5 protein-coding genes and 2 pseudogenes are annotated in these 18539 nt (G+C 53.9%); all 7 read right to left on the bottom strand.

The genetic code is table 11. The features are described from left to right. Positions 1-23: 23 nt before the first annotated feature. Positions 24-746, bottom strand: coding sequence for a colibactin biosynthesis thioesterase ClbQ (gene clbQ, locus LPQ25_RS08740; protein ID WP_000065646.1), 723 nt, complete (start codon positions 744-746; stop codon positions 24-26). Next, positions 739-2253 (bottom strand): precolibactin peptidase ClbP, encoded by a 1515-nt coding sequence (gene clbP / locus LPQ25_RS08735; RefSeq protein ID WP_002430641.1) that lies wholly within the window; start codon positions 2251-2253, stop codon positions 739-741. The genes clbQ and clbP overlap by 8 nt, the downstream gene beginning before the upstream one ends. 12 nt (positions 2254-2265) lie before the next feature. After that, on the bottom strand, positions 2266-4725 hold the full coding sequence (gene clbO / locus LPQ25_RS08730; protein ID WP_001029878.1) for a colibactin polyketide synthase ClbO: 2460 nt from the start codon (positions 4723-4725) through the stop codon (positions 2266-2268). A gap of 30 nt (positions 4726-4755) precedes the next feature. Then, positions 4756-9121: pseudogene (gene clbN / locus LPQ25_RS08725) on the bottom strand (colibactin non-ribosomal peptide synthetase ClbN). Next, positions 9118-10554, bottom strand: a pseudogene (clbM, locus tag LPQ25_RS08720) (precolibactin export MATE transporter ClbM). Before clbM ends, clbN begins: the two co-directional pseudogenes overlap by 4 nt. A gap of 61 nt (positions 10555-10615) precedes the next feature. After that, positions 10616-12079 carry a colibactin biosynthesis amidase ClbL gene (clbL, locus tag LPQ25_RS08715; protein ID WP_001297937.1) on the bottom strand — a complete coding sequence of 488 codons (1464 nt, stop codon included), beginning with the start codon at positions 12077-12079 and terminating at the stop codon, positions 10616-10618. Then, complete coding sequence (gene clbK / locus LPQ25_RS08710) at positions 12072-18536, bottom strand: colibactin hybrid non-ribosomal peptide synthetase/type I polyketide synthase ClbK (protein WP_014907259.1); 6465 nt, start codon at positions 18534-18536, stop codon at positions 12072-12074. The genes clbL and clbK overlap by 8 nt, the downstream gene beginning before the upstream one ends. Positions 18537-18539 lie beyond the last annotated feature (3 nt).

Raw genomic sequence — 18539 nt, 5'->3', positions numbered from 1 at the left:
CTTGTATAGTTACACAACTATTTCTACCCTACTATTTCGAGTGATTCAATCGTCTGGTTCACATAACCTACCACCTGTTCAAAATGCTTATCGACAAAAAAATGATCGGCAGCAGGAAATATAATAGTCCGCGTCTTTCGTGTGGTGAATTTTTCCCATGCAAGTAATTCATCCTGCATTACCAGATTGTCAGCATCGCCATGAAATAGCACGATCGGACAGGTTAATGTGCGCGCCTTGGCCTGAAATACATACTGCTCATAGAGCCGATAATCGTTTTTAATGATGGGGGTGAAAATTGTCATTAACTCTTTATTACGAAAGACATCAACCGGAGTTCCGCCCAGCTTGACGATCTCTTCCATAAACGCCTGATCGGGCAAGGTATGCAGTATTACTTCATGAGAGGCCCGATCGGGTGGGCGACAGCCGGAAAAAAACAGCGCGCATGGCATGTCATGTCCATGATCGAGAATATAATGCACCAGTTCGAAGGCCATGATCCCTCCGAGACTATGCCCAAAAATGGCGTAGTCTCCACCTGTGTAGTGTTTCACAAATTGTTGATAAAGGTCAGCGACGGCATCCACCATCGTAAGACACAGCGGCTGGCGTATTCTAGTTCCCCTCCCCGCAGGTTCTAAAGGCCGCAAAGTAATATTGTCCGACAGCACGCTACGCCATTTATAATACATGGCGGCAGAACCACCTGAATATGGCAAACAATACAAACTGATATTACTCATCGTCCCACTCCTTGTTGTGTAATAGAATTCGTTTAATTTGATGATTTAATGTCAGAACGAAAGCTAACAGGATAATTCCGAACGGTATCGCCAACACGCTCGATGGACCCCATACCAAGATAAAACGCCAGTCAAGTCCTGGAGATAGTATACCCGGTGCGACATAGAGCATGGCGGCCACGAGCCCAGGAACCGCCAAGGCGATGATATAGTCACGTACGCGTAAACGTAACCTCTGCTGTTTTCCAGGGCCATGCGCCGTTGCGCGATAAACACGGAAAGCACCGCGCACTACAACCACCGCCCCCCAAAAACACAGCAACAACGTGAGGTAGACGAAAAGGGTATCGGTGGCTGTAATTGCATCACCAGCGCCGTCAGCATATTTGCCAATGCGCAGATAATTATCGATATCCGCGCAAAGCTGTAGTATCAGATTCGAATTCATATTTGCCAGCGCAACAATGCCAATCTGCTGATCCGGTCGCAACGCAATGCAAGAAGAAAAGTTTGGATTCTGCCCACCGTGACTGATGTAAGGGCCTTGATTCTGGTCGATAAACCAACCGCTGGCATAGAGGATACGATTGTCTGCGGCAAGCGGAACATCACTATTACCACGCCAACTGTTACTCATCGCCTCACGCAGCGTTGCCGGCAAAGCCTTTCTGTGCAACCAGGCGTCTATCCATATTTCCATATCAGGCAGAGTGCTATGGATATAGGCGGCAGGAACATGGTTCCGGGCCAGAGGCGCATGAAACAGAACGGGTTTGCCGAATCCCAGTTTATAGCCGCTTGCCTTGTTGACAATAATCTCATCCCCCTTAACTGCCACAGTCGCCGACATGCCCAGCGGCTGCGTGAGTCGTTCCGCAATGACCTCTGTAAAGGTTTTTCCCGTCACATTTTCAATCACCGCGCCCAACACATCATAATTGGCGGAGGCATAGCTAAACTTCGCACCCGGCGCAAACAGCAGATTCTCGTTGCGCAGTTGCTGTGCCACAGCGCTCCCAGGCATAGGGTTTTCCAGCCGAGCCAGTGTTGAAAAAGGCAATCCTGATGTATGATAAAGGAAATCAGCCACGGTCAGGGAAGCAGGTTTTCCCTGATAATTCAAGCGCATTTCCGGCAGATAGGTAATGATATCATCCCCTTGCCGGAGTCTGCCTTCCTGAATCAGTATTTGCACCACAAGTCCGGTAAACGCCTTACTCATCGATCCCAGCTCGTAAACTGTGTCCAGAGTATTCGCTTTCTGACTAGCCACATCGGCAACACCGTAGACAAATCGCTGACGTACCCCCTTAATGGTCACACTTACGGAAAGGGCTGGGACCTTGGCCTCCTGCATCCGTTGGTGAATTAATGTCGACAGGCGCTCATCTTGCGCCCCGATAGGCTCATGTTCTTGCGCCAAAGCGCACATAGCGGAAATAAAGAGCAGCATACAGCACAGGAGATGATATAATGTTTTAATGCTAACGTGTTCCATTATTGTCATCCTGTGAACACCTCATAAAATACCATCAACACATTCGGAGATAAATTCACTGTGCTCACGGATAGCGGGTCTGGCATAAATATCGGCGGCAGTCAGTCCGATTTTATAAATGTGGTTACAGCTGTCGACGAAAGAGATAACGTGCATCGAGGTCGCTCCGTATTCGAAAATAACCGCGTGTTCGTCATAATGATCGATGCATAACAATGAACGCCAGGTTTTCTCCACAAAGTCGCTGACCGACAAATAACTCACTGGTAACATAGCGTTCTCTCTCGCATCACTGGACTGAATTTCATACCGGACGCGATCAAACGAATAACCGGGTAAGCCTATAGTCTGCACGGCTGGCATTTCCGGTAAACAAATAGTCACTCCTCGTTGCCAAAGAGTGCCCAACAGCGGCAGGATGTCCTCAGGCGTATCCGTATTCAGCATGGGGGAAAATACTGTTTGCCCAACCCACTGCGCATGCTGGTGATACAATATGGAAAACGTCCCCGCGCGACCGATTTCCAGCATCAGCGTTCCCTCCGTCACCGCCAGATTAGCCAATATTTCGCTCAGTTCACTGTTGCCGGCCAGCGTCTGCTCCGGTGTCGTTTCAGCCACAATCACCTGCTGAACAGCGTTTTCCAGTGAGATGATGCGCGCAACATACTGCGCTGCTGCAGCCCCCGTCAGGTAACCGATGTGCTGCACAGGCGAGATACTTTGTTCGATCAGCCATTCACTAAGACTCACCTGCTGGATAAACTGACGCAATGCTGGCGTCCAATCGGCTGGTTCGCAGATTTGTGCAACATCCTGAGACAGGCGCTGGTGCCGCTGGCGCAAGTTAGGTTGACAAGCCAGCAAATGCGTCAGGGCACTCTCCAGCTTATCGTCCCGGTCCGGATATAGGAACACCAAGGTAGTTTCCATATTGATAGGGGTAAAAGACATGTCAGCATCCCGCAGTTTCGCCAAACTTGCACGCAACGCTACCACACTGTCTGCCGCCAGCGCACAGCGATACGGGAAATGTGCCCGGCGTTGCGCGAGAGTATAGGCGATACGATCTTTATCTGCTTCCGCATAGGTCGCCAGAGCGTGATAATGAGCATCCAACTGTTGTCTAAGGGCTAATGGCGTTTTGGCGCTGAAGAAAAACAGGCGGCGCTCATTTTCTTGCACCGCTTGCGCAGGCGTCTCGCACCAGTTTTGCAGAACCAAATGAGCATTGGTCCCTCCCAGCCCAAACGAACTAACGGTGGCATGGATCCTTTTCGTTTGTGGGACAGAAGTCACTACATCACTGAGATAAAATGGCGAGGCTGGCTGCAACAGTTTTTTATGTTTATTTACTAGGTTGATCTGCGGGGGAACTAAACCAGTATATAGCGTCAGTGCGGTTTTCATTAAGCTGACGATACCGGAAGCGACTCCCAGGTGACCCAAGTTGGCTTTTACCGCACCCAATTGAATGCTGTGCGGCGCACATGCCGGTGCGAAAACCCGGTGCAGAGCTTCAAGCTCAATCTCATCACCCAACGGGGTACCGGTACCGTGCGTTTCGATCAGTGCGATATCAGTCGGTACGACTTCTGCGGCGGCAAGCGCCGTATTGATCGCTTCTACCTGTCCTTCTACGCTGGGGGCGACAAACCCCAGCCGACGCCCGCCGTCGTTATTTACCGCACCTCCTTTAATCACCGCATACACTCTGTCTTGGTCGCGTAGTGCATCCTCAAGACGTTTTAGCACCACAACTCCCGCACCGCTGCTGTATACCGTGCCGGTCGCCTCAGCGCTAAACGGGGCGCAGTGTCCGTCTTGCGATACCAGCTTATCACCTTGCGGACTGTAGCCGTGCGCCTGTAAAAAACCCAAGGTGACCCCACCTGCCAACGCAACATCGGCTTGAAAAGTCAATAACCCCTCGCATGCTAAATATGCTGCCACCAACGAACTGGAACAGGCGGTCTGTACACTCACAGCGGGTCCGGTAAACCCCAACTTGTAGGCAACCTGAGCACACAAGTAATCCTTTTCGTTACCAATCTGCGCCTGAAGATAATGGTGATCGCCGCTCATCTTCAGGTATGGATAGACGCGATCGATAAAATAGTTATTGGCGTAGGTCGCCCCATAGACGCCGACTCGCTTAAGTTGCGTGGGAATATAGCCCGCATGCTCAAGAGCGTTGTAGCAGCATTCAAGAAATATTCGTTGTTGCGGATCCATCAACAGGGCTTCGCCAGGCGGAATATTGAAAAATGCAGCATCGAAGTCATAGGGAGCGGTGATTATATTGCGCAGCCTAATCCAAGGGTTCCCATTATCGTCTTCTGTGCATGTCGGTTGAGTGAACTCCTCACCCGCCAGCAACTTATCCCACCACTCGGGCACCGATTCCGCACCGGAAAAACGCCCGCTCATGCCAATAATGGCAATATCCAGTGAGCCACAGGTAAAATCATCCTTTGCCATTGTTGTATTCCTTAAGGGTTGGCATCGTGTTTATAGTGTCCACAAAGTCGGCGCGCCCGTCAGCGTGGCGCTGTGTTGGCACAGCCAGGCATCCAGATCAGTGAGGCTGTTCTTGTAGCGCGCCAGCAGGAGTTGCACATCATTCAGCGCAATGCGCGTGGGATCGAAACGGCAGTGGAAGGAGAGACCATCAGCTGCCGAGCGCGCAATATTAAACTCCAGCACGCAGCCGAGCGCGTTTTCAGGCGCGGTATAGATATCACTATTAAAGTGATCAATATGAAAATAGCGGAGTGAAGGTTGCGCCTGCACACCGATGTAATTCATTCGGATCCCTTGCGCAAGAGAGTCTTCCGGTGCATGCCGCATTTGCAGCAGACCGTAATCTCCCCCACCATGCGTGCGTTTTGCCAAATCGGAAGCGATCGCAGATAACAGTGTCGCCATATCGCCATGCAGAGGGATCGCCCAAGGATAAAATAGAGTAAACCACCCGACCGTATCCGCAACGTCAGGCTCATCGGGCCAGCAGCCGCGTCCCATGCCTTCCATCTCGATGCGACACCAAGGCTCTTCGCTGTAGTAACGCAGCACCAGCGCCAATGCCGTTAGCACATAGGTTTCGGCGCTGTACGCGGTATTACCACTGGATTCAAACAACCTCCTGACGCAAGGATGGCGAAAGTCTTCACGCCAAGCGCGCGTACGAGGTAATGAGTCATCTGGCAATGACACGGGTGGGAAATGCAGCGGTAGCGTTTGACATACTGTGCGCCAGCTTTCGTGTGTGGCGGAATCTACCGTTTTGCTCGCCAGATAGTCATTCCAGCGATGCAGTCCGCTGTTGCTGGTGCCATTGACAGTGCTGACGGCGTCCAGCGTGCTGAGGATTAAATACCAAGAGTGCATATCGACGCACAAGTGATGGGCACAGAGTACCAGCGTGCTAGACGCAGGCTGCGGGGCGTGTAACAGAGCTGCCGTAAAGACTCGACCATTTGTCACGTCAAGCATGCTATTGCACTGAGCGATCACCTCTGCCAACGTCCACTGCGCCGTCGAATATTCCGTGAGCACCTCGTTGGGATAACACACATTAGGGTCGCATACTAGCAACCGCCCCTCAGCGTCCAGCGCACTGTGCAAAGCTGGCTGCTGCTGGATTAATGTATGCAGCCTGTTGTGTAACTGCTCGAGCGGGCAGCCCGGCAACACTTTCAGCACAATGACATGGTTATAAACATTGGGCACTGGCAACGCCAACTGCGTAAACCAACGCAATGCGGGTAGATCGATACGGGTGTTATGAGCATACTGCGCGAGCTGTGACACCGTTGTATGACTAGCGAGAAACTCACAGATGGCGTTCACTGTTCCACACTCCATCACCTGCACCGCTGACATCGTCCAGCCGTGGTGCCTGAGCTGCGCTGCAATCTGGATACTCTTGATGGAGTCCAACCCCAAGACATAAAGATTTTCGTTATCATCAAACTCAGTTTGCTCCAGCGCCCCTTCCACACATACCCGAACTGAATGCCTTATCGCCGCATCTCCCAGCCGCTCGCTACCCGATGCAGGCGCGGTGTTTCGGACCGTTGCGACCATCTGACGCACGTCCACCTTGCCATTGTGCGACAGCGGCAGTTGGGCGATAGCACAGCACTGCTTGGGTTGCATGTAGGTGGGTAATTGCTGACGCAGATGTTGCATTACGGTAGCTACATCAACAGATGACGGTGTCACGCAGGCTAGCAACCCGCTGTGCTGCCCCTGCACATCATCAATCACCGCCACCGCCGCACTTTCTACCTGAGGTGCGCTCAACAACGCTTGTTCGATTTCGCACAGCTCAATACGATAGCCATTAATTTTGACCTGATCGTCTTTACGTCCCTGATAAACCAGCGTATTAGGAGCGATGGCGTAGCCAATATCACCGCTGCGATAGCCAATCATCACCCCATTGGTATCTTTAAGGTAGGCGGCGGCCGTTTGTTGCGGCGCATCGATATAGCCCTGCGTCACTGACGCGCCATAAATCACCAATTCACCAGTTTCGCCTTCCGGTACCGGACAGCCCCAAGGGGAGCAAATTGCTACCTGGCAACCGTCGATCGCCATACCGATGGGCAATGAAGGCAGCGTTTCTTGCCCGGTGTAGCGATAGATCATGCAACCAACGGTGGCCTCTGTCGGCCCATATTCGTTATAGATCACGGCCTGAGGAAAGAGAGCAGCCGCCTTACGCGCCAGATCCCGCTTGAAATCCTCCCCGCCAACCACCAAGGTACGAATCTGCTCACTGCTTATGCCAGCCGCACACAACAACCGCAGGTGTGCAGGCGTCAGTTTGATCACTGTGTTGGGCTGATCAACCACGGCCATGCGCAGCAATGTTTCGCTCTCGGCGTGCCGACAAACGCTGATGCTAGCGCCCACACATAAGGGGGCGAACAGCGTAGTGATGGTCAAATCGAAGGACAGCGAAGAGTAGAGCGCAGCCCGGTCCTGCGCTGTAAAGTAACGTTCGGCGGCGAAATGGAGATAGTTAGCCAGATTGCCATGAGAGACTTGCACGCCCTTAGGCTCGCCGGTCGATCCGGAGGTAAACAGCACATATGCCAGATCCTGCGGTTCAATAGCTGGCCAAGGTTCTCTAGCAAGCGCCGAAGTGGCTAAGGCCTGGAGCAAGCTGGACGCGGGAAACGCCAGCGCCTGCGTCAATTCATGCATCGCCGGATCGTAAAGGATATGCGCTACCTGCGCTTTACGACACATGGCGTAAAGGCGGGTCGTTGGCAACGCGGGATTTAGCGGCAGAAATGCCGCGCCGCAGCGCAAAATACCATAAATAACCATCACCGTTTGAGCGCTATGCTCAGCGATAATCCCAACCACTTGACCGCGTCCGATCCCCTGTTGGCGCAGATAACGCGCAACCCGCTCAACAGCGTCATCCAACTGCCGATAAGTCAAAGACTGTTCATTATCAATTAGTGCTGTGCGATCACCATGCTCCACAACTTGCGCTGCAAATCGGGAAGTAAATGAGGGTTTGAGTGAGCCACATGCCAATGCGACGTGCGGCGCAGGATAGACTTCGAGATCGCCTAGACGAGCGTCAGGTTGCCGATCCAATGCAGTGACTAAATCCAACAGCCCATTTTTCATCGCTGTCAGTTGGTGCGGAGTGAAAGCGCTACGCAGCGCCTCCAGACTCAACCTAAGGCTTTCTTTATGATTATTAACAGTTTGCAAAACAATCTGTAGCTTATAGGACTGCTCGCCGCTGTAGTAACTCTCCACGCGTTGCGCGGCACCTGCAATGTGGCGTTCATAGGTAAAGTTATAATAATTAACGCAATAATCGAACGCCCGCAACTTCCCTCCCCCCTGTTCCGCCAAATCCTGGTTGAATAAGGTAATGGGATATTTGCTGTGTTTAAAACCGCGTTTCAGTTCGCGCTGGAAAAAGGCCACCCGTTCACAGAATCGTTCCGTGCGCACCAGTCGATAGGCCAGCGGCAATTGATTAGTAAACATGCCAAAGCAACGCCGCGCCTCGCGAGTATGCCGATTGGCTAACGGCACGCCTATTACGCCTTTTTCCTCCCCCATACTCTGGCGCGATAGAGAGCGAAGAGTGCAATAAACAGCGTATTAAGCGTACAGCCATAACGATTACACAACCTGTAGAGACGGTTAATCATGGCTGGCTCAAGCCAAGTGGAACAACTGATGCCCTCAGTAGTAACGATGGGGAACTGTCTGGAAAGCAGTCGCGGTATTCGTCGATATAGTCACGCCACCAGCCACGATCAACGGCAAAGCGCGTTGACGCCTGATAAGATTGCTGCTGCGCCAGAAATGCGCTATAGGCTGGTGACGCATCATCTGGTACGTCCTGCTGTTCGTATGCTCGCTTGACATGGTTTGACAACAACGCCATTGACCAACCATCAGCAATGCCGTGATGGGCTTTAAATAAATAACCGCTGTATTGTTCACCGCACGTAAAGGTGACAAACTCGAACAAATCGTGCGCCAGCAGGGTAAAGGGCTGCCGGAACCACTCATCAACAAATGTTTCGATCGCCGCTGGGCGTAGGTTCTCCTTGTCATAATCTGGGGAAAAAGTCAAATGGCGGATATCGCGCCAGTGATAAGGCTGCACTTGGCTGACCACTTCACTCTCCTCTCCCATCACAAACCACATACGCAACGCATCAAATTGCCGAATGGCGGACTGGATGGCCGCGTGTAGTCGGGGCAGATCGACAATTCCCTCAATGGTGACCACACCACCAATGATGTTTACGGCACTGTAAGGATACAGTTGATCAATGATGTGGCACTGTTCCTGTGGCCACGACAACGGATTGCCCGACATCATGGTGCCACCTCCATATCCAAGTGTTGGGAGCGCACCGCCTCCTGATTCCATCGCAGCAGACGAGGTGAAAGACGCAGCAGACGCCACGCCAACAACGCAGCCACAAAAGTGCCGCTCATCGCCCCAAAATAGACGCCGGTAATACGCATCTCTAACACAATCGCCAGCAGGTATACGACAGGGACAGATATAAACACGTGACGCATCAGCGTCAACAACACCGAATACCAAGGCTTACCAATGGCCTGATAATATTCACTTGCTAACAGGCTGATAGCGACAAAGGGTAGTGCCAGTGCCATGATACGGGTTTGCAGTACCGCATAGTCACTCACGGCAACAACACGAGTAAACAGGGGATACATCCAGGGTGCCAGTACAATATGCATAACGGCTAACACCAGCACAATAGAGAAGGCCAGCGCGACGGCGGCCCAATAGGCATTCAGCGTGCGGGTGACATTTCCGTGTCCCCAGTTTTGCCCCACCACAGTCAGCAACGCGGTCGCGATAGCCAGCATCGGCGTGATGATGAAATAGTCGATGCGACCAGTGAGCGTAAACGCTGCCATCGCGTTTACGTCCAGCCTGACGATAAAAAAATTATAAATCACTATGCCGACCGCAATGATCAGTTGCATCAGCATCTGCGCCATGCCGACGGAGAGAAACTCTCGGTAGATTTTCCAGGAGAATGGGCGTAACGCGATGCGTATACTCAACCCGATATGTAATCCCATCAATGTGTAGATGAAATAGGCGACCATACTCAGTTGCGCCAGAAACGACGCCAATGCCACCCTTTCACACCAAAATCGAATACAAAGATCATGATTGGATCGAGCATAATATTTACCAACGCCCCAACAATGAGGCCTTCATGATGACCATGATCTTACCCGCGCCTTGAAACAGCCCCATCATGACGCCAATCAACATGATGCTGAACACGGTCAGCAGCGAATAATAATAGAACTCCGTTGCGTAGCCGATGATGCTCTTCGTGCCCCCAGTGAGCGCAATAGCGGCTGGGCATAAACATAGCCAAGTACGGTGATCACGATCGCAAAGAATAGCGCGATGATGATACCGACCGACAAAATCCGCTGTGCACGATCCAACCGCTGCATGCCGATGGCGCGGGACAGCAAAGATCCCATACCGATTTGAATGCCGTTGGCGATGGCAAATAACCCCATTCCAACGGGGAAAACCAGCCCCACACCGGCAATGATGCCGCTGTTGGTGACATCAATGTGGCTCAGCCAAAAAATATCGGCGATGGCATAGGTCACCTGCGTTAACATACCGACAAACATCGGCAACGCCATGCGCAGGAGTAATTTATACAGCGAGCCGTCAAACATACCCGCCACCGTGAACAGCTCATCGTTCGGCGTGCCGTTGTCTGGCTCAAGCTTATTCACCGTCATACCTGCTCCTTATTCATTAAATGCGCCGCACCTTTATTGGCGCTGTCACCGATATCCGCCTCTAGTACCCTTCCGGTACCGTGAATCCGCCACTGATGCTTTCGCAGAACTCAGCAAAGTTAATCGTCACATCATCGTGAAAATGCCCGGAAATGATCTGTATGCCGCACGGAAGCTCATCCATCGTTTTCGCCAATGGGTAAACGGTGGCAGGCAAACCAAAAACCGTTGCTAACATGTTCCAGAACAAATGTTCGTTGTAATCTTGCGGTTCGCCATTGACGATAAGCTTGCGCTTACGCACCGGCTGCTGCATGTGCGCAAACGCCAGCACCGGGCTGACAGGTGTCAACAACACGTCATAACGCGCGAAAAGGGTTTCTATCACCCGGCTGTATTCGTGGCGGAGTTTGTCTGTATTCCGCTGTTCGCCACTGTCTTTCAGCATGCCCTGGTAATAGCTCGTTATCCCCTCAGGCACATCCGCCAGCTTGCCCACAAGCCTGAAGCCCAGCGCAGCCAGCCCGGCTGTAAGACGCTGGCGTCCATTGAGCGCCGTACTTACCAGCCGACCACTGAGTTTGACTGCTATATCAAACAGTGCGTCGGGATCGATATCGGCGGGCATAGCATCATCAACCTCCACGCCAGGCTGTGCGCGTAACTTGTCGATAAACGATTGAAAACGCTGTGCGATCTGTTGATCTATCTCATGGTGGGGCGCACTAAACCACGTGCACACGCGGTAGTTTGCTTTGGCCTGATAACGGCTAAAATCGGGAATACGCGGCGGTTCCACCCAGAATGTGCTCAATGCGCGCATCATCAGACGCAGATCCGCCGCGCTGCGCGCCATGGGGCCCGCCGTCGAGAGATCCGGCTCATCAGTCGCTTGCGGACCACCACCGGGCACATGTCCTCTGACCGACATCAACCCCAAGCTACAACGATGGGCATAGACACCTGTGTAGTGTGCGGGAATGCGCAGTGAGCCAAACAAATCGCTGCCAAATTCCACGGGGGTGAAATCCGCCGCCACCGCCACCGCCGCTCCTCCGGACGATCCGCCGGGTGAACGTTGCCTATCCCACAGGTTATGGGTGGTGCCATACAGATCGTTATAGGTTTGCCAATCGGCAGTCATCATCGGCACATTGGTTTTTCCCATCAGGATCGCCCCGGCAGCGCGTAAGCGTGCGATGGAAGGAGCATCCTGCGTCGCCCGGTTATCTTTCAGATAATGGGCACCGGACGTGGTTAACCACCCTTGCACGTCAAACGACTCCTTAACAGTACAAGGTAATCCGTGCAACACGCCCCTTGCGCGCCCCTCCAGTCGCTCACGATCGGCGCGCGCGGCGGCCTCCAACGCCAACGCATAGTGCTGCTGCACCACCGCATTCAACGGCTTGTTAAACTGCGCCATACGTGAAAAATAGTGATTCACCAACGCCACTGAGGTGGTTTCTCCGGACGCCAACTGTGCCAACAGTGTCCCTGCGCTACGATAGCTCTGCTCACTCATCGCCCTTTTCTCCCTGTTGGGCACGTTTACGCCGCAACGCCAGATTCTCGCGCGCAGCGCTGACCTGCGAAACCTCAGCCTGCGCTAATACGATATCGTGGGCGGCGGGTAGATTGTGCAGTTGCTCATCAAGGTAACGCGCCACATCCGCGATGGTTGGCAGACGGAACAGATCGACAATGGGAATCTCCTGCCCGATAATCGCCTCAAGTGCCTGCTGAATACGCACCAATTCTATAGAACTGCCCCCCAGCGAGAAGAAATCGTCTTCGGCCGACACGTGGCTCACGCCGAGTACCTCCTGCCAGAGCGCCACCAGCCGCTGTTGTAACGCACTGTCCACCTGGATTGGACCCACGCCGTCACGCTGGTGGGCAATTTGTTCGCCCTGCAGCTGTAATTGTTGCCGATCTAGCTTGCCGTTAGCGGTTAACGGAAAATCGGTCGCTAACATCAGATCACTCGGCACCATATAGTCAGGCAGTTGCTGACGCAGGCCGCGCAGCATGGCATCTTTGTAGCTCTGCATGTCCAGCGGCGCAGCGGTTTCCTTCGGTTTCTCATAGGTGGAGAAATCGCGCAGCAATGCTGCAGCACTTGCCGCCTCTTGCCCTATCACGCCCCCCACGGTGCAATGGACATAGCGATGATGTGGCGACAATTGAAAATGCGATGCCACAGCGGAAAAGTCTGCCATCCCAAGTTGGCACAGCCCCAATCCGTAGCGCGGCGCATCTTCTTCCAGTAAATGGCAGAGAGTACCTGCTTCCATCACCGAGAAGTGCCAAGCTGCCTCTTGCCCATAGAATGGCGAGATCACCGCCATATCAGCCACCATAAACAGCGTGAATGCCGCCCGATCGGCAATAGACTGATTAGGTCCGGCATGAAAACCACTGTTCAGCTCGACTTCTGGTGCTACCGGCATAAGACAGCTCTGTCGCGGGTCGAAGTAGTAAATACCGGATACTCCCTCTTCGATCTTGTCTGGATGCAGGTACACGTAGGTTTGCACCGGGTATAGCCCCCCGGCGGACGCATAGGCATACTTGGCAAAAGGTAGACCGGGTAGACGCATCTGCCCCAAGCCCGACAGCAATTGCCCCAACTGTGCCAGCGTGGTTTTTTGCGCGCTGAAATGACGATAGCTGCGGCGTTTGATGTAACGTGTGCTATCCGCCGGTGCCGTCAGTGCAATGCCCAGACCATCCAGCGCGCGAATATGTGGCTCCTTGAGTTTGAACGCTAGACGCTGTGCCGGATTCACAATAATACCCTGCGCCAGTGCCGCCGCCTCCGCTTCCTTAGCTTGCAATGCCTGCGCCTGGTGGCGATCGTGCAGTTTGGCAAAAGCGACCAGCCGACGATGTTGAGAATTACCCACTGCCACCACCACTGACTGCTCCACATCGGGATGTCGCGCAATGCAGCGCTCGATTTCCCCCAGTTCGATACGGTAACCATTCACCTTCACTTGGGTATCGTTGCGCCCCAAAAAGGCGACTTGCCCGTCAGCAAAGTAGCGCCCGCGATCCCCAGTGCGGTAAATTCGCTCACCACTCGCTTCGCGCCAGACAAAGCTCGCCGCCGTTTTCTCTGCGTCGTTCAGGTAGCCTTGTGCCAGCCCCATCCCGCCAATGCAAATCTCTCCTTCCACCCCGACCGGACATTCCTCCAGTTGCGCATTTAGCACGTATACTGGCTGGTTGCGCAGGCCCCGACCGTAGGGAATACTGGTCCACGTCGATTCCACCTCACCTATCGGGTAGTAGACCGACCAGATGGCGCACTCGGTCGCTCCACCCAGACTGATGATGTCCATCGTTTCATTGAGCCGCTCGCGCATCTGCTCCGGTAACGTTAGCGGGATCCAGTCGCCGCTCAACAGTGCCAGACGCAACGTCGGATAACTCATCCGATCGCCGCTGTGGTATTCGCACAGCATCTGCATCAGTGCGGGCACTGCATTCCAGACGCTTACATGACCGTGTACCATAACTGTCTGCCAATGACGCGGATCTTTTTCCCGTCCTGCTTCCGGCAGTACCAGCGCTGCACCCACCATAAAAGGCGCAAAGGCATCGTAAACCGACAGGTCAAAGCTCAATGATGACAGCCCGAACACCCTATCCTGCGCATTGAGGCCAAAGCGTTCGTTGATGTCTTCCAGCGTGTTCATGGCCGCACGGTGGTCGATCATCACTCCTTTCGGGGTACCGGTGGAGCCGGAAGTGAAAATGATATAGGCCAGATCCGTGACATCCCCAGCCACTTCAGGCAACGGCGCAGCAGGCGTGTCCAGCATTCCGTCGTCGATGATCAGCACGGGCAGCGACGGCTCCAATTGCGTGAGACCCGGCTGCGTTACTTGTACCCGCACCTCGCCCACCGTCAGCAAAAGCTGGCGACGCTGTGGCGGTAGCACCGGATCCACTGGCAGATAGACCGCACCCAGTCGTAAAATGCCGTGTACGGCGGCAATCTGCTGCCAGCCTTTTTCCATCACCACCGCCACGCGGTCGCCATGCTGCACGCCCAGCGCTAACAGGGCGCGGGCCACATGATCCGCCGCCGTCGACAGTTGGCGATAGGTCAATTCACGGATAGGACTGATCAGCGCAGTTTCCTGTGGCGTCAGTGCTGCCTGACGCAGTAACCCATGGTGCAACAAGGCCGTAGGTGCAGGAGCCTGCGTGACCGGTGCACTAACGGTGGGCAGCGCCAGCACATCTTGAGTCTCATGCCAGAGCTGTGGTCGCTGGGCTAGGGCGTGCAGGAGTTGGCAATAACACTGGAACATCTGATCCATTAGCGCCGGTTCAAACAATTGTTCCACCACGTCCCAATTAAAGTGCAATTCCCCGTTACGCTCCATTACCTGATGATCGAGCCACACCTGCGGTGTCTGTGAAATACTGTACAGATCATCCTGCGGTTGGTTGAACAGCGTATCATCCGTTTCCCAGCTCGCCTCATATTGATTGAGCAAGCTGGTGAACACGATAGGAATCACCGATTTCGCCGGATCGCGGTGAGTTTGTACCAGCAGTCGAGAGACCTGGATACCGCCAAACAAGCGGTTATCCAAATCGCGCCACAGTTGAGAGTGGATCACGTTTGCCCGCGCCTGCAAGGTTTCTCCCTGCGACATATCAATCTCCAGCAACGTCAGTGCAGTAAAATCGCCAATTAAGTGATTGATATCTGCGTGCAACGGCAGACGATTAAACAGCGTCAGGTTAAGGCTAAAGTGCGGCGAGGAACTAAAGCGCGCCAACACCTGAGCAAACCCCGTGAGCAGCAGTGTAGTAGGCGTGATACTCATCTGACCCGCCTGCGTTTTCAAGCGCTGCCAGATAGCACGAGATAGACAATAGCTACGGCGCACGAATGTGGGGTTTTCCAGCTTCGTGGGGTCGGTACGCAGCGGCAATCGTGGCCCCGGCGGCAGAGTTTCGATGCGGGCGCGCCAGTAGTCACGTGCCCGTTCAAACTGCGGCGTTTTCTCGTAGGATTTTAAGGTCAGCACATAGTCGCGGAAACTGTACGTCAATGTAGGCAATGCCGCCTGCGGATGGCGGTAGTGATAAGCTAGTTCCCGAATGAACAACTCCAGACTCCATGCATCGGCTATCAGCAGGTCGATAGATACATGTAGCCGGGCTTTTTGCTGCGGATCAACCACGACCTCCATCTGAAACAGAGGCCAGCGACTACAATCAATCATCTGATGTGAGAGGGTGTCACGCAGCTCACGGCAACGCTGTTGAAACGCATCCTCGCACTGGGTGGTATAGAAGGCAACGTGGTATTCCGGCACGTTTGGCAATATCTGCTGCATACCGTCATCGTTGACAATTGCACGCAACATGCTGTGCCGCGCAATCACCGCATTGAGCGCGCGGTTGAACGCTGTTTCATCTAGCCCCTGTAGTTCATATTCCACATAGATATGGGTGGAAATATTGCCCAATCCCAAGGATTTTCGCCGCCCAACCCAATAGGCCTGTTGCACGTCAGTCAGCGGAAAAGGTAGGTGCTGCTGGTCAGGGGCAAAGACCGTATCAGGCAATGCTGAAACCGCTGTCTCACTGCCGCCTTGTTCGAGCAGATAGCAACTTAATCCCTCGATGGTGGGATCGGCAAAGAATGCGCTTAGCGTACAGGTGATGCCGTAACGTTGCTGAATATCATATAAAATGGTTGACGCTAACAGCGAATGCCCACCCAGTTCGAAGAAGCTGGCGTGGTGATCATCAATGCTGACACCAAGCGTGCGTTCCCATATCTCCGTCACCACTGCAATAATATCGGATTTTGTTGCGCGGGATAAGAGATTATTCGACGATTCGTGGGAGAACGTGGCAGGCCGTACGGCCTCGACCCAATAGCGCTGCGGTGTAAAAACGGTCCCCGGCAGGGCGATGCGTTGACTGCCCAACATACGCTCCGCCGCATCCACCCAGCGCCAATCTAGGCTGACGCCAGCCAACCATAACTGCCCTAACGCCTCTAGCGCGGTGCGATTGGCATCACTCGCCGCGTCGTCCAGCATCAAAGAGCAGACATCGGGCTGCAAGAGGGGATTCGTCGGCACATCATCAAACGGTTGGCCCGCATTCAACCTGTGCCATGCTTGCTCTAGTGTGCAGTCTCCTCGTAGTACGGCGGCAGCATAGCCACCATCACCGTCGCCGCATAGCACCACATTCAACGTTTCCCGTTCGTCAATCAACGCGATCAGCGCATACTGGCTGATAAACGTCCGTTGCGCAGGGGAGAGATCTTGCAGACAGGCTGGTTCGAGCGGAAAATGCTCGAGCAGTTGTCCCACCGCCTGTGACAACACCTCAGAGCACGCCAGCCAGTCACTAAGCGTCTCGAGTGCAACAACGAAACGGTGCCCCAATCTCCAGTAGATCGTGCAACCCGTGGTTGCCTCCACCATCGGTGCGTCGCGGAGTTGTCGGGCTAGCTGGGTGCAATTCTCTGCGATGACACACTTACGTACCGGGGCGGAGAAACGCCCGTGACGCAGGGTGTAAGCCACGTCCTGTAAGCGTATCTCTGGATGTGCGGCCAGTTTCGCCAGCAGGGCGTTTTGCATCTGTTCCAGGGCATTGTGGTTTTTTGCCGAGAGTACAACGACACAAGGCCCCATCTGCTGCGCCCTCGCCTGCGGCGTCGATAACGGCGCTTGTACCACCAGATGTGCGTTGGTGCCGCCCAATCCGAACGCACTCACACCAGCGGTGCGTGGCGTGGTGCCCTCCGGCCAAGGCGTTAAACGGGACACCACTTCAAACGGGCTGTCCTCCAACCCCAGTTGCGGATTAGCCCGTTGAAAATTCAGCGTAGGGTAAAACACCCGGTTAGTAAGACTCAGCACCGTTTTTATGAGACTGGTGATGCCAGATGCCATTTCTACGTGACCCACGTTAGGTTTCACAGCCCCCAGACGCCACGGTGTCGCATTCGGCGCTGGCGTCCCAAACACACGTTTGATGGCCGCGAATTCGATAGCGTCACCCAACGGCGTGCCGCTGCCATGCAGTTCTAGATACTGAATTTGCTGCGGCGTCACCTCCGCCAAGCTATGCGCCTCAATCATCACAGCTTCCTGACCATCAACACCCGGCACGGTATAACCACTGCGCGCACCGCCATCATTGTTGATGGCGCTTCCCTTGATGACGGCAAGGATGTTATCCCCTTGCACCTGCGCGTCTGTAGCCCGTTTGAGCAGCACCATGCCCAAACCACTGCTGTAGACCGTACCGCTCGCCTGCGCATCAAAAGTATGAATCAGGCCATCCTCTGCTTGCAGCCCATCACCGTGCGATTCATAGCTGCGCTGCTCCTCCATGCGAAACGTGACGCCACCCGCTAGCGCCATATCGCACTGACCGCTCAGCAGCCCTTCGCAGGCCAGATGCACTGCCACCAGCGAGGTGGCACAACTGGCCTGAACCGTCACGCAAGGGCCGGTAATATTCAGGCGGTAAGCCAGTTGGGACGTCAAATGATCTTTGTCATTGCCGACCATGATTTGGAGACCACCGAGTTGTGCAAGCTTGTCTGGGTTGTTCATCAGGTGAGTAAGCAAATAGAAGCTGGTACTCACGCCCGCATATAGGCCGACGCGCGCATCGTGCTGCTTCGGGTTGTAACCGCTTTGTTCAAACATCTCCCAAGCACAGGTCAGAAATACGCGCTGCTGTGGATCCATGATTTCTGCTTCTGCACGGCTGTAGCCAAAAAAGTTGGCATCGAACTCCGCCATGTGCTCATAGACGTTGTTCAGCGTAATGTGATTGTGGCCGTTGCTCGGGGTCACTTTGGGGTCCAAAATGTTGCATCCGGTGCGAAGCACCGTTTCGAATGCCGCAACGCTGTGCACGCCGGGGTACCGGCAGTTCATGCCAACAATGGCAATATCGCTTTCACTGTAAGTCATTAG

This window comes from Klebsiella sp. KPN54798 (genome assembly GCF_021184225.1).
Taxonomy (GTDB): Bacteria; Pseudomonadota; Gammaproteobacteria; order Enterobacterales; family Enterobacteriaceae; genus Klebsiella; species Klebsiella pneumoniae.
Note: the sequence above shows the minus strand (reverse complement) of the source record. Positions and strands in the feature narration are given on the sequence as shown.

What these genes read in the sequence shown, in the direction of transcription:
- clbP (WP_002430641.1), bottom strand. Translation starts at nt 2,253, where the DNA reads ATGACAATAATGGAACACGTTAGCATTAAAACATTATATCATCTCCTG.
- clbO (WP_001029878.1), bottom strand. Translation starts at nt 4,725, where the DNA reads ATGGCAAAGGATGATTTTACCTGTGGCTCACTGGATATTGCCATTATT.
- clbL (WP_001297937.1), bottom strand. Translation starts at nt 12,079, where the DNA reads ATGAGTGAGCAGAGCTATCGTAGCGCAGGGACACTGTTGGCACAGTTG.
- clbK (WP_014907259.1), bottom strand. Translation starts at nt 18,536, where the DNA reads ATGACTTACAGTGAAAGCGATATTGCCATTGTTGGCATGAACTGCCGG.
- clbQ (WP_000065646.1), bottom strand. Translation starts at nt 746, where the DNA reads ATGAGTAATATCAGTTTGTATTGTTTGCCATATTCAGGTGGTTCTGCC.